The sequence below is a fragment of the Bradyrhizobium sp. BR 1433 genome, from assembly GCF_051547665.1.
Classification (GTDB): domain Bacteria; phylum Pseudomonadota; class Alphaproteobacteria; order Rhizobiales; family Xanthobacteraceae; genus Bradyrhizobium; species Bradyrhizobium australafricanum.
Genome location: NZ_JBPUGG010000001.1, coordinates 1670556 through 1691843 on the forward strand (window position 1 = coordinate 1670556; position 21288 = coordinate 1691843).

23 protein-coding genes are annotated in these 21288 nt (G+C 65.8%); 4 read left to right on the forward strand and 19 right to left on the reverse strand.

The window, feature by feature from the left end; genetic code table 11:
• Positions 1 to 42: 42 nt before the first annotated feature.
• From ACSKB9_RS08445 to ACSKB9_RS08460, 4 genes are all read right to left on the reverse strand, one after another.
• Positions 43 to 1545, reverse strand: a complete 1503-nt coding sequence (locus tag ACSKB9_RS08445) for a glycosyltransferase family 39 protein (RefSeq protein ID WP_438072506.1) — start codon at positions 1543 to 1545, stop codon at positions 43 to 45.
• Positions 1546 to 1552: 7 nt separating this feature from the next.
• On the reverse strand, positions 1553 to 2686 hold the full coding sequence (locus ACSKB9_RS08450; RefSeq protein WP_438072508.1) for a glycosyltransferase: 1134 nt from the start codon (positions 2684 to 2686) through the stop codon (positions 1553 to 1555).
• A gap of 249 nt (positions 2687 to 2935) precedes the next feature.
• Complete coding sequence (locus tag ACSKB9_RS08455) at positions 2936 to 3142, reverse strand: hypothetical protein (RefSeq protein WP_438072509.1); 207 nt, start codon at positions 3140 to 3142, stop codon at positions 2936 to 2938.
• Positions 3143 to 3209: 67 nt separating this feature from the next.
• Positions 3210 to 3581 (reverse strand): hypothetical protein, encoded by a 372-nt coding sequence (locus ACSKB9_RS08460; RefSeq protein ID WP_028339943.1) that lies wholly within the window; start codon positions 3579 to 3581, stop codon positions 3210 to 3212.
• A gap of 127 nt (positions 3582 to 3708) precedes the next feature.
• Here ACSKB9_RS08460 and ACSKB9_RS08465 point away from each other — a divergent pair, with 127 nt between their 5' ends.
• Together ACSKB9_RS08465 and ACSKB9_RS08470 are read left to right on the forward strand one after the other, a co-directional pair.
• Positions 3709 to 4569 (forward strand): DUF72 domain-containing protein, encoded by an 861-nt coding sequence (locus ACSKB9_RS08465; protein WP_438072511.1) that lies wholly within the window; start codon positions 3709 to 3711, stop codon positions 4567 to 4569.
• 10 nt (positions 4570 to 4579) lie between these two features.
• Positions 4580 to 5041 carry a DUF488 domain-containing protein gene (locus tag ACSKB9_RS08470; protein WP_438072513.1) on the forward strand — a complete coding sequence of 154 codons (462 nt, stop codon included), beginning with the start codon at positions 4580 to 4582 and terminating at the stop codon, positions 5039 to 5041.
• Here ACSKB9_RS08470 and ACSKB9_RS08475 read toward each other — a convergent pair.
• The 6 genes from ACSKB9_RS08475 to ACSKB9_RS08500 all read right to left on the reverse strand — a co-directional run bounded on the left by ACSKB9_RS08475 (position 5038) and on the right by ACSKB9_RS08500 (position 11126).
• Positions 5038 to 5955 carry a PhzF family phenazine biosynthesis protein gene (locus tag ACSKB9_RS08475; RefSeq protein ID WP_438072515.1) on the reverse strand — a complete coding sequence of 306 codons (918 nt, stop codon included), beginning with the start codon at positions 5953 to 5955 and terminating at the stop codon, positions 5038 to 5040. The two genes, ACSKB9_RS08470 and ACSKB9_RS08475, sit on opposite strands and share 4 nt — an antisense overlap.
• Before the next feature lie 164 nt (positions 5956 to 6119).
• Positions 6120 to 7433 (reverse strand): adenylate/guanylate cyclase domain-containing protein, encoded by a 1314-nt coding sequence (locus tag ACSKB9_RS08480; RefSeq protein WP_438072517.1) that lies wholly within the window; start codon positions 7431 to 7433, stop codon positions 6120 to 6122.
• A 112-nt stretch (positions 7434 to 7545) separates the two neighbouring features.
• Complete coding sequence (locus tag ACSKB9_RS08485) at positions 7546 to 8709, reverse strand: ABC transporter permease (protein WP_438072519.1); 1164 nt, start codon at positions 8707 to 8709, stop codon at positions 7546 to 7548.
• Positions 8710 to 8740: 31 nt separating this feature from the next.
• On the reverse strand, positions 8741 to 9700 hold the full coding sequence (locus ACSKB9_RS08490) for an ABC transporter ATP-binding protein (protein WP_438072521.1): 960 nt from the start codon (positions 9698 to 9700) through the stop codon (positions 8741 to 8743).
• Positions 9697 to 10482, reverse strand: a complete 786-nt coding sequence (locus ACSKB9_RS08495; RefSeq protein ID WP_168858033.1) for an HlyD family secretion protein — start codon at positions 10480 to 10482, stop codon at positions 9697 to 9699. Before ACSKB9_RS08495 ends, ACSKB9_RS08490 begins: the two co-directional genes overlap by 4 nt.
• Positions 10479 to 11126 carry a TetR/AcrR family transcriptional regulator gene (locus ACSKB9_RS08500; protein WP_438080112.1) on the reverse strand — a complete coding sequence of 216 codons (648 nt, stop codon included), beginning with the start codon at positions 11124 to 11126 and terminating at the stop codon, positions 10479 to 10481. The genes ACSKB9_RS08495 and ACSKB9_RS08500 overlap by 4 nt, the downstream gene beginning before the upstream one ends.
• 438 nt (positions 11127 to 11564) lie before the next feature.
• On the opposite strand from ACSKB9_RS08500, the gene ACSKB9_RS08505 reads away from it, so the two are divergent.
• A complete protein-coding gene (locus ACSKB9_RS08505) occupies positions 11565 to 12353 on the forward strand; it encodes a DUF4239 domain-containing protein (RefSeq protein ID WP_438072523.1) in 789 nt (262 codons plus the stop codon).
• A 29-nt stretch (positions 12354 to 12382) separates the two neighbouring features.
• Here the strand turns inward: ACSKB9_RS08505 and ACSKB9_RS08510 are convergent, their stop codons facing one another.
• Positions 12383 to 12793 carry a DUF2000 family protein gene (locus ACSKB9_RS08510; RefSeq protein WP_438072525.1) on the reverse strand — a complete coding sequence of 137 codons (411 nt, stop codon included), beginning with the start codon at positions 12791 to 12793 and terminating at the stop codon, positions 12383 to 12385.
• Between the two features lie 320 nt (positions 12794 to 13113).
• Here ACSKB9_RS08510 and ACSKB9_RS08515 point away from each other — a divergent pair, with 320 nt between their 5' ends.
• Positions 13114 to 14331, forward strand: a complete 1218-nt coding sequence (locus ACSKB9_RS08515; protein ID WP_438072527.1) for an NAD(P)/FAD-dependent oxidoreductase — start codon at positions 13114 to 13116, stop codon at positions 14329 to 14331.
• A 40-nt stretch (positions 14332 to 14371) separates the two neighbouring features.
• Here the strand turns inward: ACSKB9_RS08515 and ACSKB9_RS08520 are convergent, their stop codons facing one another.
• From ACSKB9_RS08520 to ACSKB9_RS08555, 8 genes are all read right to left on the reverse strand, one after another.
• Positions 14372 to 14734 carry a DUF4189 domain-containing protein gene (locus ACSKB9_RS08520; RefSeq protein WP_438080114.1) on the reverse strand — a complete coding sequence of 121 codons (363 nt, stop codon included), beginning with the start codon at positions 14732 to 14734 and terminating at the stop codon, positions 14372 to 14374.
• Positions 14735 to 15017: 283 nt separating this feature from the next.
• On the reverse strand, positions 15018 to 16622 hold the full coding sequence (locus tag ACSKB9_RS08525; protein ID WP_438072529.1) for an NTP transferase domain-containing protein: 1605 nt from the start codon (positions 16620 to 16622) through the stop codon (positions 15018 to 15020).
• Positions 16619 to 17320: an XdhC family protein gene (locus ACSKB9_RS08530; RefSeq protein ID WP_438072530.1), complete on the reverse strand. Its 702-nt coding sequence runs from the start codon at positions 17318 to 17320 to the stop codon at positions 16619 to 16621. Before ACSKB9_RS08530 ends, ACSKB9_RS08525 begins: the two co-directional genes overlap by 4 nt.
• 2 nt (positions 17321 to 17322) lie before the next feature.
• Entirely contained in the window at positions 17323 to 17646 is a 324-nt protein-coding gene (locus tag ACSKB9_RS08535) for an XdhC family protein (RefSeq protein ID WP_438072532.1), read from the reverse strand.
• A gap of 28 nt (positions 17647 to 17674) precedes the next feature.
• The gene (locus ACSKB9_RS08540; protein WP_310881182.1) at positions 17675 to 18877 is read right to left on the reverse strand and encodes a vWA domain-containing protein; all 1203 of its coding nucleotides are present in this window, start codon (positions 18875 to 18877) and stop codon (positions 17675 to 17677) included.
• A 110-nt stretch (positions 18878 to 18987) separates the two neighbouring features.
• Positions 18988 to 19896, reverse strand: coding sequence for an AAA family ATPase (locus ACSKB9_RS08545; protein ID WP_438072534.1), 909 nt, complete (start codon positions 19894 to 19896; stop codon positions 18988 to 18990).
• A gap of 48 nt (positions 19897 to 19944) precedes the next feature.
• Complete coding sequence (locus ACSKB9_RS08550) at positions 19945 to 20751, reverse strand: FAD binding domain-containing protein (protein WP_050383296.1); 807 nt, start codon at positions 20749 to 20751, stop codon at positions 19945 to 19947.
• Between the two features lie 36 nt (positions 20752 to 20787).
• Positions 20788 to 21273: a (2Fe-2S)-binding protein gene (locus ACSKB9_RS08555; RefSeq protein WP_028336799.1), complete on the reverse strand. Its 486-nt coding sequence runs from the start codon at positions 21271 to 21273 to the stop codon at positions 20788 to 20790.
• Between the last annotated feature and the right edge of the window lie 15 nt (positions 21274 to 21288).

The following is a 21288-nucleotide window of genomic DNA, read 5'->3' on the forward strand; positions in this document are numbered from 1 at the left end:
GACGACCCGGACCCGGACGATCCGACACTCAACGGCGAGGATTTATTGCAGTTCCGGCGGCGGGGAACGGTCGAGGATCTCGCCCTTTGCACCTTCCAGCAGGTCGAGCGCGTAGGTCTCGATGGTCAACGGCCCCCGCATGCGTTTGGCCTCGGCCACCGTTTCGACACGGCCGAAATTGTCGCGCAGCGAGGCCGGCATCGCCTGCTCGACCTCGTGCACATAGAGCAGCTTGCCGGACAGCTGCTCAGGGCTCGGCTCTGACATGTTGACCCAGCGAATGCGCTGGCCCTGCTGGGCGACGCAGGTGCCCTTGGGGAGATAGAAGGCGAGCCAGCCCGTGGTGCCGTAATCTGCCGCCAGCACGCAGCTCGCGCCGGTCCGCGCGCGGGTCGCCTCGATCTCGTCCGCAAGCTCCTGCCAGCCGACACCGACGCTGCGCACGGTGGCGTCGCGGCGGTAGCCCGAGAGCAAACCGGTGTTGGCCTGCACGATCAGCAGCGCGAACAGCACGACGCCGACGGGCGCGGCCCAGCGGCGGCAGAAATCGATCGTGCGCTGCTCGCGCGGCGCCCACTGCACCTGGACTGCCGCGACCGCGGCCGCCACGGCAAAGGCGGGATAGACCGGCGCGAACCAGTTGGCCTCGACCCGGGCATGCAATGCGTGCCAGGTGAAGTAGACGACGATGGTCCAGAACATCGTGTTGACCAGCACGCGCGCCTCCAGCGCGCCGGCGCGGCGCCGATAGAGCGCGTAGAGGCCCATCACGCCGAGGATGAAGACCAACGGCGTTGCGAACGCAAACTGGGTCGGGATCAGCTCGGCGATGTAGGTCGGCCGGAAATCCTCGATCCGCGCGCGGCCCATCTGCTTGATGAAGGACACCCAGTGGTGATCGGCATTCCAGCGGACGACCGGGCTGAACAGGCCGAGCGCGACCAGGCCGCCGAGATAGAGCCAAGGCGAGAGAAACCAGCGCCGCAGCTTCGGCACCATTGCAAGCCAGATCAGGATCGCCGGACCAAAGAACAGCGCCGAGTATTTCGACAGCAGCGCCGCGCCGGCGCCGGCGCCGACCGCAAGCCACCAGGCGCCGCGGCCGCTCTCCAGCACCTTTGCGAGCGCATACAGCAGCAGGCTGGCAGCGACCAGCAGCGGCGCATCCGGCGTCACGATCAACGTGCCGACGGCGGCCATCAGCGTGACATTGAGCAGGATCGTTGCGCTCGCGGCGATGCGCCGGCCGCCGAACAGGATGCCGGCCGCCCGGTAGATCGCCCAGCTCATCGGCAGTGCGAGCAGGATCGACACCAGCCGCACGCCGAACGGCGTATCGCCCGCGATCATGGTGCCGAGCCGGATCACCACCGCCACCATCGGCGGATGGTCGTAATAGCCGCCGGCGAGCGACTTCGACCACATCCAGTAATAGGCTTCGTCGAAAGTCAGCGGCGTCCATGCCGCGGCGGCCAGCCGCAACACGACCAGCGCGCACACCGCAAGCGCGGTGTTTCGGGCCAGCCGCGCCTCGTTCGCGTTCATGCCACCGTCATCGCTTGCGCCAGACGAACAGCCCGGACATCGCGTAATTCCACACCACGCCCATCAGTGCGCCGGCCGCGCCCGCCAGCCACCAGATCGGCTCCTGGTCGTAGACCGAGAACGCGACGCCGACATTGGCGAGCAGGCCGACGCTGCAGACCAGATAGAACAGCAGCAGGCCGCGCAGGATGCCAAAGCCCTTCAGCCGCTGGTCGCGATAGGTCAGGAAATTGTTGAGGATGAAGTTGCTGGTCATGGCGACGATCGCACCAGTGGCCTGGGCCTCCGGGAATGGCGCCTTGAACAGCTCGAGCGCGATGAACAGCACGGTGAGGTGCACCACCAGGCCGAGCCCGCCGACGGCTGCGAACAGAATGAAGCGCAGCGAGATCAGATCATTGGTCAGCTTCGCCAGCACCAGGCCGAGGAAGTCGAGCGCGACCATGGAGTCGAGCTTGCTCTCGCCATGCTGGCGGGCACCGAAGGTGTAGGGAATTTCGACCGCGGGCAGCCTGCCCTCCGCCGTCGCTACGACGTCGAGCAGAATCTCGAAACCCTGCGTGGACAGCTGCGGCGCGAGCTGCTCGAAACGGTCGCGGCGGACCATGAAGAAGCCGCTCATGGGGTCGGCGATCTCGACCTTCAGCGCGCGGCGCGCGATCTCGGTGGCGAAGGCGCTGGCGCCGGCGCGCTGCTTGTTGAAGCCGTCGGCCTTGTAGCCCTCGATATAGCGGCTGCCGACCACAAGCTCGGCCTCGCCGCTCTGCAGCAGCGCCACCATCTTCGGCAGCTGGGTCTCGTCATGCTGCAGGTCGGCGTCCATCACCGCGGCATAGGGCGCGCTCGAGGCCAGGATGCCCTCGATGCAGGCGCCGGACAGGCCGCGCCGGCCGATCCGGCGGATGCAGCGCACGCGGGAATCCTTCCGCGCCAGCGCGCGCACCACGTCCCAGGTTCCGTCGGGCGAATTGTCGTCGACGAAGATGACTTCCCAGGACACGTCCTTCAGGATCGCGTCGAGCCGGCGGTACAGCACCGTGACATTGTCGCGTTCGTTGAAGGTCGGGACGACCACCGAAAGCAGCGGCAAGCTTGCTGCCAGCGATGAGGTTTCGGGGCTCGGCTTGATGGCTTCGTTCATGAGCGCCAGCGTATAGCCGCAGCCTCTCCCGCTGCCAAGGCAGGCCGACCCAAACGCACGCTCGGAAAGCGGGAAAACGGGGCAAAACGCCCCCGAAAATGCCAACGACCACGAACAAGGGGAGCGCGTACATCCGGCGCAGCCAATCAATGTCGTGGTCGTCCCAGCGCCGGAGCCCTGAAGCTGCAACGTCGCCGTTGGAAGCAAGATAGGAAGGCCCCAGGCGGTCCGCAAGGGGCGCAGGAGGCGCTAGTTGTTGGGGACTTCCCGGATCACCGGGCCGCGTGGCGCCGGGGTTGCCGGCGCGGCCTCAGCGGCGGGAGCCGCCTGCGGCTGCGCCGCGGACCGGGTCGGGTTACGGAGCTGGCTCGGCGACGGCCCATAGATGAACGCCGCCGCCAGCGCGATGGCTGCGACCAGTGCGCCCAAGAAACCTGCCGTCGATTGTGATCTCATGCCGATGATCCCCTCGCCTGCGCGGATTGATATCAAAAATCGGCCGGCCGCAACAGGATTTGGGAACCTATTTGGCCGCGGCCCTGCGCCGGGTGAAGGCGGTCACGATGTCCTTCTGCGCGAGCTCGATCGCACGGTTGGCGGTCGTCAGATTCGCGTCGGCGTCCTGCTTCGGAAATTGCAGCGACAGGAAGTCGATCAGCGACACCCGGAAGTTCTGCCGCTCCGACGGACAGACATTGGCGATCAGCGAGGTGAACTCCTGGTCGGACATCGCCTTGTTGCTGTCGCGGGGATATTCGCGGGCGAGACAATTCCAGTAGGCGTCGCGGCCGGTGATCGCGAGCTTGTGCGCATCGTCGACCTCATCGGCCATTGCAGCGGAGGATATGGCGGCGGAGGACATGATCAAGAGGGCGGCCGCAACCAGCATGCGCATTGTTGTTCTCCATTTTGGCGCATCGTAGCGAAGAGCGACAGCGACGATAAGCGCCGCCGTGCCGATCTGGCAAACTGGCCAATCACGATTATTTTGATTAGTCTTGCTTCCTGTTCCCTCCCTCACGATGAGTGCAGTCGTGGCCAAAGCTCCCACCAAGGTGACCAAGACAGACACCAAGGCAACCAAGACCGACGCAGGCAACATCTATATCGGCATCGGCGGCTGGACCTTCGAGCCGTGGCGCGGGGTGTTCTATCCGGAGAAGCTCGCGCAAGCGAAGGAGCTGTCCTACGCCGCCTCCAAGCTGACCTCGATCGAGATCAACGGCACCTATTACGGCTCGCAGAAGCCGGAGAGCTTTCGCAAATGGGCCAGCGAAGTGCCCGACGGCTTCATCTTCTCGCTGAAGGGACCACGCTTCGCCACCAACCGCCGCGTGCTCGCCGAGGCCGGCGATTCGGTGAAGAGGTTCTATGATTCGGGCGTGCTGGAGCTGAAGGACCGGCTCGGGCCGGTGCTCTGGCAGTTCGCGCCGACCAAGAAGTTCGACGGCGCCGATTTCGGCAAATTCCTCGAGCTGCTGCCGCGCAAGCTCGACGGCCGCGCGCTGCGCCACGTCGTCGAGGTCCGCCACGACAGTTTTTGCGTGCCCGAATTCGTCGCCCTCATTCGCGAGCACGAGGTGCCGGTGGTGTTCGCCGAGCACGGCAAATATCCGGCGATCGCCGACGTCGCGAGCGACTTCGTCTATGCCCGGCTGCAGAAGGGCAATGACGAATTGAAGACCTGCTATCCGCCGAAGCAGCTCGACGCCTGGGCCAAGCGGTTTCAGGACTGGGCCGGCGGCAGCGAGCCCGACGACCTGCCGAAGGTCGAGAAAACCGCGCCCAAGAAGGCGCCCCGCGACGTGTTCGCCTATGTGATCCACGAGGGCAAGGTCCGCGCGCCGGCCGGCGCGATGGAGCTGATCGAACGGGTGAAGTGAGCGAGAACCGATGGCGAAGGCCAGGAAGCTGTTCACCATCGGCTACGAGCAGACGCCGTCGAAGGCGGTGCTCGACGAGCTCGAGCAGGCCGGCGTCAAGCTGCTGGTCGACGTCCGCGCCATCGCCTCCTCTCGCCGGCCCGGCTTCTCCAAGACCCAGCTCGCCGCCGGTCTCGACGAGCGCGGCATCGGCTACGTCCATCTGCGCGGTCTCGGCACCCCGAAAAGCGGCCGGGAAGCGGCACGCAGCGGGCAATATGCGCTGCTGCACAAGATCTATTCGGGGCACCTAAAGACGGCGCAGGCCAAGGAAGAGCTCGACGAGCTGTCGGCGCTGGTCAAGCAGTCCGGCCCGGTCTGCATCCTCTGCTACGAGCGCGACCACCAGCACTGCCACCGTCGATGGATCGCCGAGATCATCGAGGAGCGCGACGGCGTCAGGATCGAGAACCTGGCGGCACCGCAGCTCTAGCCTGCCTCGCCCGGCACGTTCAGCGTTCCCTCCATCATCGTCACGCAGCCGCCGCCGACATGCACCGAAGTGATCGCGCCGCCTTGCTTGCGCACGCGCGTCAGCAACAGGCTCGGCCGGCCCATGTCGACGCCCTGCCCGATCCGCAGCCGCAATTCGCCATCGCGCGCGGGATCAATATCGGCGAGCAGCGCCGCGCAAGCCGCGGTCGCGCTGCCGGTGGCGGGATCCTCGGACAGGCCGCTGGCGCCCGGATGGAACATGCGCGCCTGCAGGTCGAGCGGCTGCTCGCTCGCCGGCACGTCGCGCGTGTAGAAATAGACCACGTCGCGGCCGATCTCGGCCAGCGTCCTGGCGAACGCCGCAGCGTCGGGCCTGGCGCGCTTCAGCGCCTCGCGCGAGGCGATCTCGACCACCAGAAACGGCAGCCCGACCGAGACGACCTGCGGGGCGTGCCGATCGGTCTTCACATCAGCCGCCGTCAGCGACAGGCACGCGGCGGCGGCGGTCGTGCTGACCTCGTTGGTCCGTTGCAACGCCTGCGGCGCGGTCAGCTCGGCCCCGATCACATTGCCGCCGTCGGACAGGATCTCGACCGGCACGAGGCCCGCCTTCTCCTCGAACCTCAAGCGCGCCGGCGCCTTCGCGGCCCGGCTTGCCAGCACGAAGGCGGTGCCGACATTGGGATGGCCGGCGAACGGAATTTCCGAGCGCACCGTGAAGATGCGAACTTGGGCGTCGTTGGCCTTGTCCTGCGGCGGCAGCACGAAGGTCGTCTCGGAATAGTTGAACTCGGTCGCGATCGCCTGCATCGCTTCGGTCGACAGCCCTTCGGCGTCGAGCACCACGCCGAGCGGGTTGCCGCCGAAAGCGCGGTCGGTGAAAACATCGACGGTGATATAGCGCCGCTGCATCCTGCTTGTCCTTGTGCTCTGGTCATTCCGATGACGTCATCGTAGCACGGCCCGCGCGATGCCCTTCAGAGCACTCGGTACAATCGCGGGCAAGTCACATGCAGGCAGCTCGCGCGGCTTGAAGAGACGTGCGTGATTGCCTCGGATCATGTGAGCGTTGCCGCCTACCCCAGCTGCCAGACGTGCACCGGGTGCTCGTAGCCCCGCACCGGGATCTCGCCGCGCGACACCGCGTCCTTGCAGTCGTCGCCGAGCGCATCACGCACCGCGGAGGAAATCAAAAACTGCGAGTCGAGCTCCTTGTTCAGCGCCTCGAGCCGCGCGGCGAAATTCACGGTGTCGCCGATCACGGTGTATTCCTTGCGCCGGGGCGAGCCGATGTTGCCGGCGACGACCTCGCCGATGTGGATGCCGATGCCGATGCGCAGCGGCCAGCTCGTCGCCGCGTTGGTGCGCTCGTTCGCCGCGAGCATTTCACGCGCGGCGGCGACCGCCTGATGCGCGGCGTCGCCGGTCTCAAACGGGGCACCGAACAGCGCGAGAAAGCCGTCGCCCAGAAACTTGTTCACGATGCCGCCATGGCGATCGAGGATATCGACCAGCACGGCAAAGGCGCCGTCGAGCCTGTCCACCACCTCCTGCGGCGAGCGGGTGCGCGCACCGGCCGTGAAGCTGCGGAAATCCACGAACATCACCGCAACACGGCGGATGTCGCTGCCGGTGCCGGCACCCTCCGTCATCAGACGTTCGACCACCTGCGGCGAGACGTGCTGGCCGAACAGATTGGTGATGCGATCGCGCGCGGTGGCGGCCGCGATGCTGGCCGCGAACTGCCGGCGCAGCTGCATGCCGACCGCGCCGGCCAGCATGCCGCAGATCAGGATGATCGAGCTCCGCGCGGCGTGATAGTAGATGCTGGTCTCGGCCGCGCCGCCGCCCGAGGGATGGAAGAACACCGCCATGTAGAACAGCTCGACCGCCGCGACGAAGCCGGTGAAGGTCGAGAGCCAGAAGTCGAGCCGAAGCGTCGACAGGATGATGAAGACGAAATAGATCAGCGGCGCCACGAAGCCGAGCGCCTCCTGCGGCCCCATGCTGTTCATGTGCAGCGCCAGCACGACGGTCGGCAGCGACGTCTCGACCAGCACGCCGATGTAGCGCCGGACCACCGGCAGGTCGCGCCCCTTGCGCATGTGCCAGCTGATCGCCCCGTGCACCCAGAACTCGAACAGGATCAGCGGAATGGTGACGTAGAAGACGTAGACCGGACTGAGGTTGCCGTGCCAGACGCGGCTGACCGCCTCGGGCGCAAAGAAATACACCAGCAGACTGATTGCCGCTAGGGCAGCGGCGGTAGCGATCAGCACCTTGATGCGGAGCAGCTCGGTGGTCATCACCTCGCGCATCAGGGCGTGATGGAAGTCGGCGGATACGGTTGTGTCTGCCGCTGCGCCGTTTTTGTCCGAAGATTCCGCCATGCCTCCCACCCCGTCATTCCGGGGCGCGAAGCGAACCCGGAATCTCGTCATTCCGGGTTCGATGCTTCGCATCGCCCCGGAATGACGATCATTGATGGCATCCATCATAGCCTCAATCGAGCGTGCGGCGGAAGCGCGTCACCGCGATCGTCATGGCGAACAGCATCAGGGCGACCAATGCGGCGGTGTCGTATTGCAGGTTCTGCATCGCCGCGCCCTTCAGCATGATGGCCCGGACGATGCGCACGAAATGGGTCAGCGGCAGCCCCTCGCCGATATATTGCGCCCAGACCGGCATGCCCGCGAACGGAAACATGAAACCGGACAGCAGGATGCTCGGCAGGAAGAACATCATCGAGAGCTGCATCGCCTGCAGCTGGTTCTGGACGATGGTCGAGAAGGTGTAGCCGATCGACAGATTGGTGGTGATGAAAAGTGTGGTGAGCAGCGCCAGCAGAGTCAGGCTGCCGAGGACCGGCACGCCGAACAGCAAAATGCCGATGGCGATGATTAGCGTGGCCTGGATGAAGCCGACCAGCACATAGGGAATGATCTTGCCGAACATCACCTCGACCGGCTTGATCGGCATCGACAGCAGGCTCTCCATGGTGCCGCGCTCGATTTCACGCGTCACCGAGAGCGCGGTGAAGATCAGCATGGTCATGGTCAGGATGGTTCCGACCAGGCCGGGCACGATATTGAGGCGCAAGTCCGCCGCCGGGTTGTAGCGGGCGTGGGCGCGGATCTCGAACGGCATGTCCGGGGGATCGCCGACGTGCAGATCATGCGCCAGCGCCGATTGCACCAGCGGCCCGAGTGCGCCGAGCGCCGAGCCCGACGCCACCGGGTCGGTGGCATCCGCCGCGACCAGCAGCGCCGGCCTGTCGCCGCGCCGCACCGCGCGCTCGAAGCCGCGCGGGATCTCGACGCCGAACAGCACCTTGCCGGATTGCAGCAGCTCGTCGAACTCCTCGACGGTGTGGACCTCGCGGACAAAATGGAAATAGGCGGTGTTCTCCATCGCCTTCAGGATCGAACGGCCGAGATCGCTGTCCTCCTGGGTCAGCACCGCGGTCGGAAGATTGCGCGGCGTGGTGTTGATGGCGTAGCCGAACAACGTCAGCTGCATCACCGGCAGCATGATGATCATGGCGAACGAGACGCGGTCGCGGCGGAGCTGGATGAACTCCTTGACCAGCATCGCGTAGCTGCGCCGCCAGAAGCCGAATGCCGGCTCCCTCGCCTCGCTGTTCTGGATCGTTTCCGTTGCGCTCATCGCAATTATCCCTGGAAATTATCCTTGAAAGTTATCCTTGGAAATTATCCTTGGAGCGCCCCATCAAATCGATGAAGACGTCTTCGAGCGACGGCTCGCTGGCCTGCCAATCCCATTTCGAATTGTCGCGATAGGGCGCGATCGCGGCCTCGAGCGCCGCCTTGTCGCGGCCGGAGACGTGCAGGCTGGTGCCGAACGGCGCCACCATGTCGACGCCGGGCTTGTCCGTGAGCTCGGCCATCAGGCCGTTGAAATCCTCGCCCGTTACCGTCCAGGTCGACAGCGCGGAGGCGGCGATCACCTCGTCCACCGTGCCATGGGCCAACAGATGGCCGTAGGCGATGTAGGCGATCTCGTGACAGCGCTCTGCCTCGTCCATGTAATGGGTCGAGACAAGCACGGTGAGGCCTTCGGCGGCGAGCGCGTGGATCTCGTTCCAGAAATCGCGCCGCGCCTTGGGATCGACGCCAGCGGTCGGCTCGTCCAGCAACAGCAATTGCGGATTGGGCAGCGTGCAGGCGCCGAGCGCCAGCCGCTGCTTCCAGCCGCCGGAAAGGTTGGCGGCGAGCTGCTCCTCGCGGCCCTTCAGCCCGATCCGCGCGATCATGTCGGCCGCAGCCCCGCGCGCGTCCGGCATGCCGTAGAGCCGCGCCACGAATTCGAGATTCTCGCGCACCGACAGATCCTGGTAGAGGCTGAAGCGCTGCGTCATGTAGCCGACCTTGCGCTTGATCTTGTCGGCATCGCGCCGGATGTCGTAGCCGAGGCAGGTGCCCTCGCCGCTGTCGGGTGTCAGCAGGCCGCACAGGATGCGGATTGTCGTGGTCTTGCCGCTGCCGTTGGGACCGAGGAAGCCGTAGATCGAGCCGCGCTTGACCTGCATCGACAGGTCATGGACGACCTCGCGTCCGCCAAACGACTTGGTCAGGCCCTTCACATCGATGGCGATGGAGGGTGCGTTGGACCGCGCGCTGGTGGAGCCGCCGTTCATCTGCGGTCCGCCACCGGCGTCTTGGGATTGAGGTAGATGCTGATCGGCTGACCGACGCGCAGCACATCGGGCCGGCTCGGCCGCGCCTGGATCAGATAGACCAGCTTGTTGCGCTCATCGAGGCTGTAAATGACCGGCGGCGTGTATTCCGCGGTGGTGGCGATGAAGTAGATCTTTGCCGTGAGGTCGGCGGCGCAATTGTCGCAGGTCACCCTCACCTCGTCGCCGAGGGCGAGCTTCGGCAGCTCGGCCTCCGGCACGAAGAAGCGCAGCTTCATGTTGCCGGGCGGCATGATCGACAGCACCGGGCGCTGCGCCTGCACCATCTCGCCCTCGCGGAAATAGATCTGCTGGATCGAGCCCGCGATCGGCGCAAAGCCCTTGCGACGGTCGAGCCGGGTCTGCGAGGTGTTGACCCGCGCCTCCGCGACGCGCAGCGCCGAGACCGCGGAATCCAGATTGGCCTGGGTGCCGGCGCCGGTGCCGCGCAGCGAGGCCGCGCGGTCATAGCTCTGCCGCGCATTGGCGAGGGTCGCATTGTTCTGGTTGAGATCGGCGCGCTGCAAATCGTCGTCGACCGAATAGAGCAGATCGCCGGGCTTGACCTCGTCGCCTTCGCGCACATTGAGCTTGATGACGCGGCCGGATTCATCGGGGCTGACGAAGATCATGTCGGCCTCGACCCAGCCCTGGAAGCCGGGATCACGCTTCTCCTGGCAACCGGCCAGCGCCGCCGCCAGCACGACTGCGGTCACGAGCTTCATCATGCGCGAGCCGGTCATGGCTTGCTCCGTTCGCCGAAGATCAGATCGAGATGAACCTTGAACATCGCGAGGGCATCGAGCGGCGCGTGCCGGGCAAACAGGCTCTGCCAGATCACCGCGACGATCGCGGGCGCCACGACGAGTTGCGGAAACTGCGCGAGTTGGCGCTGCCTGATCTCGCCGCGCGTGATCGCAAGCTGGATCAGCGCCTGCATCGCGGCCATCCCCTTCGACACCACCTCGCGGAAATAGAAGTCGGCGATCGCCGGGAAGCGTGGCCCTTCGGAGACGATCAGGCGGATGATGTCGCCGCGCCGGGTCGACACGACCTCGCGGATGAAGGTCTCGGCAAATCTCTCCACCGCATCGCGCACCGGGCCGGTGATGGTGGGCGGCGCGGCCATGCGATTGACCAAGGGCACGACGGCGGTGCGGATCAGTTCCTCGAACATCAACTCCTTGTCCTTGAAGTACAGATAGAGCGTGCCCTTGGCGACGCCCGCCCGCTTGGCGACATCGTCGAGCCGCGTCGCGGCAAAGCCGCGCGCGATGAACTCGTCCATCGCCGCCTCGACGATCGCAGCGCGCCGCTCCGCGGATTTCTCGGCGCGATTCGCGGCAGGCTTGGCCTCGGGCAGCTTTGCCGAGGCCACCTTCGGGATCCTCGCCGCGGCAGCCCGGATCGTGGTGGTCCGGCGCCTGGCAGGCCGGAGCGGTTCGCTTCTTGGATGCGCTTTGTCATGGCCATATTATGACTGACCAGTCAGTCATTGTCAACGTGTTCAGAGAAAACGCCTGCCGGCCGGAAGCGTTCCTGTCGGCCTTCCCGGCTCCTCAGGGGGCGCATAGGTTCGCGATCTCGCGGTGCAAATGCCCGAATTTGCTGCTTATTTCCGCCCCTCCGGGGAACAGTGGGCGCAGGGAAAGTCGATTGCCGATCGTACCCGCGGGCCCTGTGCAACAAGAAGGCGCAGGGGTGGCACCACAGGTGTAACCGGAGCAATCCAGCTTTCCCTGCGCGATGGGCTACGGCTCACCTCATGCTCTCCCCGGCGAGATTGGGGGGAATTTGATACAAGCGGTCCGCTGGGGAAACACCAATGAGCGATTGGCTACACAACCTTTCTGTGCCGTGGATGGCCTTCATCGTCTTCGGCTTCACCTATCTTGTTGCCGTTCTCATTTTCGCAGGCGTTGGGATCCTGTCGACCAAGGAGCGCGCACCGTCTTTCAAATCGATCTCGCCCGGCATGTTGCCTGTGCTCGGCATTCTTTTCGGCCTGTTTGTCGCGTTCACCGCGGCACAGGTCTGGAGTGACAGCGATCGCGCCACCGCGGCGGTGAGCCGCGAAGCCAGCTCGTTGCGGGCGGTCATCTTGCTCGCCGGCGGTCTGCCGCCGGAGCAGGAGGCGCGCCTGCGCGGCCTCGTTCGCGACTACGTCGAGGAAACGGTCGCCGTGGAATGGCCGATGATGGCGCGCCAGGCTGCATCGCTCAAGGCAGCTCCTCCCGCGCTGACCGCGGCGTTGCGGCTTGTCGTATCAACGCCCGCGCAAAACCCGGGCCAGCAGACGACGCAGCACGAGATCATCACCAATCTGAATTCGGCACTCGATGCGCGACGACAACGGATCATCGTCAGCCAGACCGAAGTCAACTCGATCAAATGGTGGTGCCTCTACCTTCAGGCCATCTGCGAGCTATTGGTCATTGCCCTTGTTCACTGCGACAACCGGTTGGGATCCGCCATCGCGATGGGCCTGTTCGCGACCGGCGTGGCCACATCGGTTCTGCTGATTGCCGCGCATGATCGACCATTCACCGGCCAGATATCGATTGCGCCGACGCCGTTGCTGCAGATCATGCCGGACAAGGAGGCGAGCCGATAAGCGCCGGACCGCACTACGCGCGCTGTCCGCTACGTGTGAAACTTCAGCCCATCGAGGATCTTGTCGACCACCTTGCGCTCGGCGCGAATGGCGAGGCCGACCAGGTTGAGCTCGCTGCGCACGACCGCCTTCACCACCTCGCGGTTGGCGGCGTCATGCGTGGTCTTGAACATGTCCTCGGTGTAAAGCGCCGGCTGCACGTTGCGCGCCAGCGCGCGCTCCAGCGCTCGCGACAGCGCAGGCCCGTCGGCGCCGTAGATCAGAATCGGCTGGCCTATCAGGGAGAGATATCTGGTCCCCGAGCCGTCCTGGTAATTCTCGCCGATACATTCGGGGAAGGAAGCCGCGATGCCGCCGGCAAGAAACGACGCCACGTTGAGCTTCTGCCAGACTTCCAGGTCGGTGCGGATCACGACCGCGATCTTGGTGTCGAACTGCATGGCGATAAATCTATCCGCAGGTTGACGACAAACGCCAGTTCTGACCGCGCATCCCTCATCTGCCCGCCAGGCGCTGACGTTAGTTTCTTGAGCAACCCACGGGCGGACCCTGCCCGCCTGAAGGACGACGTCGCGGCTGGCGAAGCTGATATCGCTGCGGCGAAGAAGCTCAACCCACACGTCGACCGCTGTTCGTGCCACGTCGCAAGGGCCCGATCCCTGCCGGGACGGAAAGCGACGGAAAGCGATAGTCAGTTCCTGCGCCGCGTAGTAGGCTTCGGGCGTTCGATGACCATCAGCATATTTCAGGGCATTGCATCATGATCAGCAAGGCCGATGTTGTTGTTATTGGTTCGGGCGGATTGGGCGCGGCCACAGCCTATTACCTGAGCAAGCGTGGAGGTCTCAGCGTCGCCCTTGTCGACAAGCATGAGATCGGATCGCAAACCTCGCCCCGCGCGGCAGGCATGGTGAGTTGTGCGCGCAAGAGCGACTTGATGATTGGCCTCATCAAGGACGCATGCCGCAAGATCGAGGCGTTCACGGAAGAAACCGGCCAGCCGCTCGACTGGGTGCATTCGGGCAGCCTCAAGATTGCGCGCCGGCCACAGGACGCCGAAGTGATCGAGGACGATTTCGCGCGCGGACGCCGCACCGGCCTCGACGTCGAACTGATCTCTCCGCAAGAGGCGAGCAGTCTCAATCCGTTCTTGCAGCCGACGGGCGTCGTTGCGGCGATGCGGATCGGCGACGACCGGTATTTCGACCCGGCGCAGGTTGCCGTCGGTTTCGCCACAGCCGCGGCGGCCAACGGTGCAATCTTGCTGCCGAAGACCGACGTGCGCGCCGTCAACATCGTCGGCGGCACCGTGATCGGCCTGACCACCGCGAACGGCGTCATTGAAAGTCCGGTTGTCGTCGATGCGGCCGGCGCGTGGACACGGCAGGTCGCGGAGGCGAGCGGGATCCGCGTGCCGCTGGTGCCGACCCGGCAGCAGTTGATCGTGACCGAGCCTTTGGATGGCGCGCGGGCCGACCTGCCGATGATCCGCATCATGGATGCCGCGGTGTATGCCCGTCCGTGTCAGGGCGGTTTCCTGTGGGGTGTCTACGAGGAAACGCCGCGCTTCTTCGATATGCAGTCGCTTGGGGCCGGCTTCGACGTCAAGGACATGCCGCTCGACATCGGCGTGCTTCATGCAGCCGCCGATGAGGTCAAGGACCAGCTCCCGTTCCTGCAAACCGCCAAGGTGCGGGAGTTTCGCGGCGGCATTCCGACGATGACTGCCGACGGCCATCATATTCTCGGCCCAGCCATTGGCGTGGCCGGCTTCTATTTTGCAAGCGGGTGCAACGTCGCCGGTCTGTCGATCTCGCCGACCGTCGGCGAGGCGCTCGCGGCCTGGATCGTGGACGGCAAGCCGCCCGTCGATCTATCGCCGATGTCGGTCATGCGGTTCAAAGACCAATCGTGGTCTGAAGACCAATTGGAGCGCGACGCCGCCTGGCAATACCGACACTTCTATGGCGCCGTCTGAACGCGGCAGCGCGCTTTGCCCACCAGGCGGATTGCGGCGACTACCCTACCCCTTCGGCGTCGCAAGCCCAGGCACGGATCACGCATTCCTTGCCGCCATAGTCGTAGCACTTCTTGGTCGCGGCATTGAGCGAGCTCGATATCTTCGGCGCCACGGCATAGCCATGGGCGCCGCAGGGATTCTTCATGTCGATCGAGAGCGCGGCGCAGGCCCGCTTCATGGTCACGGTGGTGCAATCGCCCTTGCACTGCTTCAGCGCGGCGGCGCGCGCCGCGCCTTCCGCCGGATAGTCGTAGGCCTGGCCATAGGCCCCGCACTTGCCGACCGCGAACGCGCCGGCCGCGCGCGCCTTGGGCACGAAGGTTTCCACGGAGAAACGCGTGGCGCCGAGCAGCAATGTCAGGACGAGAATCGTCAGCGCGCGACGCTGCGCGGCGGCGGTCGAAATGATCAAGCGGAAATCCCCCAAAGCCCGGCGCGGACTGTACGCAGGGGTCGTTTCCAGATGGTGAATGACGGGTTGAGGCGCGCAACTCTAACCACCGTCGTCCCGGCGAAAGCCGGGACCCATAACCACCGCCTTGTGCGATGGAGTTCGCTGGAGCCCCAGCGTCGCACAACAACTGCATCCTGTGGTTATGGGTCCCGGCTCGCGCTTCGCTTGGCCGGGACGACAGCGGATGGAGCTAGCCGCCCCGCGCGGCTTCGAGCGCCTGCGGCGTGTCGATGTCGAGGAAGGCGCTGTTGCCTTCGACCGGGACCTCGGCGACCACCTCGGCATGCTTGGTGATCAAATGACGCGCGCCGATGTCGCCGTCGAGCGTCATCAGCTCCTTGAAGAAGCGCCTTGACCACAGCACCGGATTGCCGCGGCGACCCTCACTGACCGGGACCGCGATCAGATGGCCGCGGTCCGGTGCGAAGGTCTCGATCAGGCGATCGATCAGCTTCGCATCGATCAGCGGCATGTCGCCGAGGCAGACGATCGCGCCATCGACGCTGTCCGAGACCGCCGCAATGCCCGCCTTGACCGAGCTGGCGAGGCCGCCGGCGAAATCCGGGTTGCGGACGAACTTGACCTTGAGGCCATCGAGCGCCTGCTCGACCAGCTCGGCCTGATGCCCGGTGACGACGATCACCTCGGAAGCCTTCGACGCCAGCGCCTGCTCGGCGACGATGCGCGCGAGCTTCTTGCCGTCGAGCTCGGCGAGCAGCTTGTTCGGGCCGCCCATCCGGGTCGAGCGGCCGGCGGCAAGCACGATCGCCGCGACGTTGCGGTTGCCTTCGGTGTCCGGCACGGTGCGCGGCTGCGGCCGCGTCACGATCTCCATCAGGAGACCACCGACGCCCATGCCGGTGAGATCCGACCGCTTCACCTTGATGCCGGCGAGCAGCCGCATCAGCACCCAATCGAAGCCGTTCTCGACCGGCGAACGCGCGCAGCCCGGCGCGCCCAGCACCGGCACGCCGCCGGCACTGCCGATCAGCAGCAGATTGCCCGGATCGACCGGCATGCCAAAATGCTCGACCGCGCCACCAATCTCGGTGATTGCAGCCGGAATGACATCACGACGGTCGGCGATCGCGGACGCCCCGAACACGATGACGAGCTCGGCGCCCAGCTCGAGCAATTCCTTGATCGAGGCCGCCAGCACCGTCTCGTCATGCGGCACGCGGCGCTCGGCGATGATGGTGGCGCCGGCCGGCGCGAGCCGTTCGGCGGTGACGCGCAGCGTCTTGTCGATCACCTTCGGCGCGAGGCCCGGCAGCAGCGTCGAGACCACCCCGACCTTCTGGATCACATAGGGCGCGATCCGCAGCGTATCCTTGCCGGCCACCGCGACGGCGGCATCGCGTAAGCGCCCCTCGACGCCGAACGGGATCAGCTTGACGGTCGCGATCATCTCGCCTTCGACCACCGGCTTGAACGCGGCGAGGGTTGCGAAGGTGATGGCCTCGTCGACGTCGTTGATGCGGTCGACCGCGGCGCGATCGATCACCAGCACGCCGGGGCGCGCCGCGAACAGGTTGGCACGGCCGGTGAAGGCGCGCTCGACATTGACGCCCTCGCCGGCCACCGCCTGCGCGATGCTGGCGGCCGCGGCGTCCTCGGAGACGTCGCCCTCGTCGAGCCGCACCACGACGATCTCGTCGACGCCGGCCTTGGTCAGCGCCTCGACCTCGGCGGGGCCGATCGTGGTGCCCTTCTTGAGCACCAGCGCGCCCTGGCGGAGGGTATGCACGGTGACGCCGCCAATCGCGTCGGCCGGACTGGCGGGACCGAATTTCATGCCGCTTCTTCTTTTTCTTTGGGGGGCAAGCGCAGCTGCGCGGTGATCTCGGCCATGATCGCGACCGCGATCTCCGACGGCGACACCGCGCCGATATCGAGGCCGATCGGCGCGTGGATGCGCGCGATGTCGCTGTCTTTGGCGCCCTGCGCGCGCAGCCGCTCGACGCGCTTGGCGTGGGTCTTTCGCGATCCGAGCGCGCCGATATAGAAGCAGTTGCGGTCGAAGGCGTGCAGCAGCGCCGGATCGTCGATCTTCGGATCATGCGTCACCGCGACGAAGGCAGTGTAGTGATCGACGTTGAGCGGCGGCAGCGCGACGTCGGGCCATTCGGCGACCAGCGGCACGTCGGGGAAGCGCTCCGGGCTCGCAAACGCGGTGCGCGGATCGACCACCGTGACGTCATAGTCGAGCGAGCGCGCCAGCGGCGCCAGCGCCTGGCTGATATGGACCGCGCCGATGATCACGAGCTTTGCGGTCGGCGCGTAGACGTTGAGGAACAGCTTCTTGGTCCCGACCTCGACATTGCCGCTCTTGCCCATCCGCAGCTGCTTTGAGAGCTCGGCGCGCAGCGGATCGGCGGCGATGTCCGCGGCCTTGACCAGGCGCTGATCGCCATTGGCGGTGTCGGTGACGATGATGACCGGACGGCGCGCGGCGCGCTCGGCGTTCAGCTCTTTCAGGATCCCGAGTTTCACGGCTAACCGACCTTCTCGACGAACACGCGGATGGTGCCGCCGCAGGACAGGCCGACATTCCAGGCCGCCTCGTCGGCAACGCCGAATTCGAGCATTTTTGGCTGGCCGCTCGCAATGACGTCGAGCGCTTCCGTCACGACAGCGCCCTCGACGCAACCGCCGGAGACCGAGCCGAGGAACGTGCCGTCGTCATTGATGACGAGGCTCGAGCCGGCCGGGCGCGGCGCCGAGCCCCAGGTCTCGACCACGGTGGCGAGCGCCACGCCATGGCCCTCTTTCTGCCAGGTCTCGGCGGCCTGCAGGATGTCTTCGTCGCGGTTCAGCATGGCGGCCTCCTGTGAAATCGGATGCTTCTTAGGCTACAGAGCGGATCAGGCTGCGGTGGTGCGCCGGCGGCGGGGATGACAGCGCCCCGATCAAGCCCTTGATGGACGTCAAGTTATGCACCGGGCGAAATTCGTCAACGTGGGGCAACATCATTTTGATGCCCTGCGCCTTGGCCTCGAAGCCGGAGTAGCGCAGCAGCGGATTGAGCCAGATCAGGCGGCGGCAGGAACGGTGCAATCGGTCCATCTCGAAGGCCAGTTTGGCATCCGCCTCCCGTTCTAGTCCATCGGATATAAGGAGAACGATGGCCCCCTGCCCGAGCACCCGGCGGGCCCAGAGCTGGTTGAAGCTGTGCAGCGAGGTCGCGATCCGCGTCCCGCCGGCCCAGTCCTCGACCGAGGACGAGCAGCTCGCCAGCGCCTCGTCGGGGTCACGGGCCCGTAACGCCCGCGTCACATTGGTCAGGCGGGTGCCGAACAGGAATACCGAGACCCGCTTGCGGGCGTCGGTGATGGCGTGCAGGAAGTGCAGGAACAGGCGGGTGTACTCGCTCATCGAGCCGGAGATATCGAGCAGCGCCACGATCGGCGCCGGCTTCTCGATCCGGCCGAGCTTTCGGATGTCGATGATCTCGCCGCCGGTGCGCAGCGAGTTGCGCACGGTGCGGCGCATGTCGAGCCGCAGGCCCCGCGCGTCCGGCTGGTAGCGGCGGGTCACGAGCTCGGCCTGCGGCAGCCGCATCTTGGCGATCTCGCGCGTCACCTCGGCGATTTCCGCCGCGGTCATCTGCGCAAAATCCTTCTTCTGCAGGATCTCCTTGTCGGAGACCGAGAGCTTCAGCTCCTGCTCCTGGGCCTGCGGCCGCTCCTCGCTCCGCGCCGGCTGCGCCATCGCCTCCTGGACGCGGCGCGAGGCCGGCGGCGGCTTCTTCCTGGCGTGGTCCGGCAGCGGCACCGAATCCAGCATGCTCTTCCACTCCTCGGCGGCGCGGAAGAACAGCATAAAGGCCTGGCGGAAGATCAGCGCGTGCTCGTGGCGCTTGACGAAGATCGCTTCCAGCGTGGCGTAGAAATCGGAGCGATGGCCGACCTCGATCAGCTGCAGCGCGTCGAGCGCATCGATCACCGAGCCCGGCCCGACGGGAAGCCCGGCCGCCCGCAGCGCGCGGGCAAAGCCGATCACGTTGTCGGCCATGTGGCCGGTCGGAGGCGCGAGGTGGTTGATCGCCATTGTTTGTACCCTGTCATTCCGGGGCACGCGAAGCGTGAACCCGGAATCTCGCGCAACAACTTCGAGATTCCGGGTTCGACGCTGGCGCGTCGCCCCGGAATGACGAAGAGCTACGTCTCGCTCGTCGCTTCCTTCAATGTCTTCTGCAGCGCATCGCCCTGCATGCGCGCGATGTCGTCCTGATACTTCAAGAGCGCGCCCAGCGTGTCGCCGACGACCTGCGGGGTCAGCGAGCGGGCGTCGAGCTCGGACAGCGCGGTGGCCCAGTCGATGGTCTCGGCAACGCCCGGCGACTTGTAGAAATCCTGGTTGCGCAGCGCCTGCACGAAGCGGACGACCTGCTGCGACAGCTTTGCGGAGATGTTCGGCACCCGCGACTTGACGATCGCGAGCTCGCGCTCGGCTGTGGGATAATCCACCCAGTGATAGAGACAGCGCCGCTTCAGCGCGTCGTGGATCTCGCGGGTGCGGTTCGAGGTGATGATCACAATCGGCGGCGCAGGCGCCTTCACGGTGCCGAGCTCGGGAATCGTGACCTGGAAGTCGCTGAGGATTTCCAGCAGATACGCCTCGAACGCCTCGTCGGCGCGGTCGAGCTCGTCGATCAGCAGCACCGGAGGACCCGCGACATCGGGCTCGAGCGCTTGCAGCAGCGGCCGCTTGATCAGGAAGCGCTCGGCGAAAATGTCGCTGGCGAGCTGGTCGCGATCGGTGTCGCCGGAAGCCTCCGCAAGGCGGATCGCGATCATCTGCGCCGCGCTGCTCCACTCATAGACCGCGGAGGCGACGTCGAGGCCTTCATAGCATTGCAGGCGGATCAGCTTGCGCCCGAGCGCCGCCGACAGCACCTTTGCGATCTCGGTCTTGCCGACACCGGCTTCGCCTTCGAGGAACAGCGGCCGGCCCATCCGCAGCGCGAGATAGGTCACGGTCGCGAGCGACCGCTCGGCGAGGTAGCCGCGCGAGGTCAGGAGATCCTCGAGCGCATCGACGGAAGTGGGTAACGCCGATGCACTCATGGAATAGCCAGTCTTCGAACAGAGGTCAGCAAAGTCACGCCTTGGTACTTAGTCCTTGGCGTTCGCGGCTTCCACCGCCCTGCGCGTCAAAACGCCGATCAGATGCGCGCGGTATTCGGCACTGCCGTGCAGGTCGCTGTTCAGCCCGTCGGCCGAAACCGCGATGCCGTCGAGCACCTTGTGCGAGAAGCGCTTCTTCAGCGCGTCCTCGAACGCAGTGACGCGGAAGACGCCGTCGGAGCCCGCACCGGTGACCGCGACGCGCACGTCGGACGGACGCTTGGCCACGAACACGCCAACCAACGCATAACGCGAGGCCTGGTTGCGGAACTTGACGTAGGCCGCCTTCTTCGGCACCGGGAACATCACCTTGGTGATGATCTCGTCGGCCTCCAGCGCGGTCGAGAACAGGCCCTGGAAATACTCCTCGGCCTTGAGGCGGCGCTTGTTGGTGACGATGGTCGCGCCCAGCGCCAGTACCGCGGCCGGATAGTCGGCGGTCGGGTCGTTGTTGGCGAGCGAGCCGCCGATGGTGCCGCGGTGGCGCACGGCGGGATCGCCGATCAGGCCGGCAAGCTCGGCCAGCGCCGGGATCGCCTCGCCCACGACCGCGGAGTTCGCGACTTCGGCATGCTTGGCGGTGGCGCCGATGACCAGCGAGCGGCCCTTCATCTCGATCGTGTCGAGACCTTCGATGTGGGAGAGATCGACCAGATGCGGCGGGCTGGCGAGCCGCTGCTTCATGACCGGCACCAGCGTGTGGCCGCCGGCGATCAGCTTGGCGTCCTCGTTCTTCACCAGCAGGTTGGCGGCCTGCCGCACGGTGCCGGGACGGTGATATTTGAATTCGTACATTGGAATGTCCTGATCGCGCTCGCGATGAATTGCTGACTAGGCGAGGTCCGACTTCGCCATCGCCTTGGCGCCGGCGGCGATCGAAGCAACGATGTTCTGGTAGCCGGTGCAGCGGCACAGATTGCCTTCCAGCTCCTCGCGGATCACCTCGTCGGAGAGCTCGTGGCCCTTGCGATGGACCAGGTCGACCGCGGTCATGATCATGCCCGGCGTGCAGAAGCCGCACTGCAGGCCGTGATGCTCGCGGAAGGCCTCCTGCATTGGATGCAGCGGCGCACCGTCGGCTGCAAGCCCCTCGATGGTCTTGACCTCGTGACCGTCGGCCATCACCGCAAGCGTCGTGCAGGACTTCACCGCCCTGCCGTCCAGATGCACGACGCAGGCGCCGCACTGCGAGGTGTCGCAGCCGACATGGGTGCCTGTCAGCCGCAGGTTTTCGCGCAGAAACTGGACCAGAAGGGTACGGGGGTCGACATTCGCGTTCACGGGGTTGCCGTTCACGATCATTGAAATCTTGGCCATCAGCACTCTCTTATC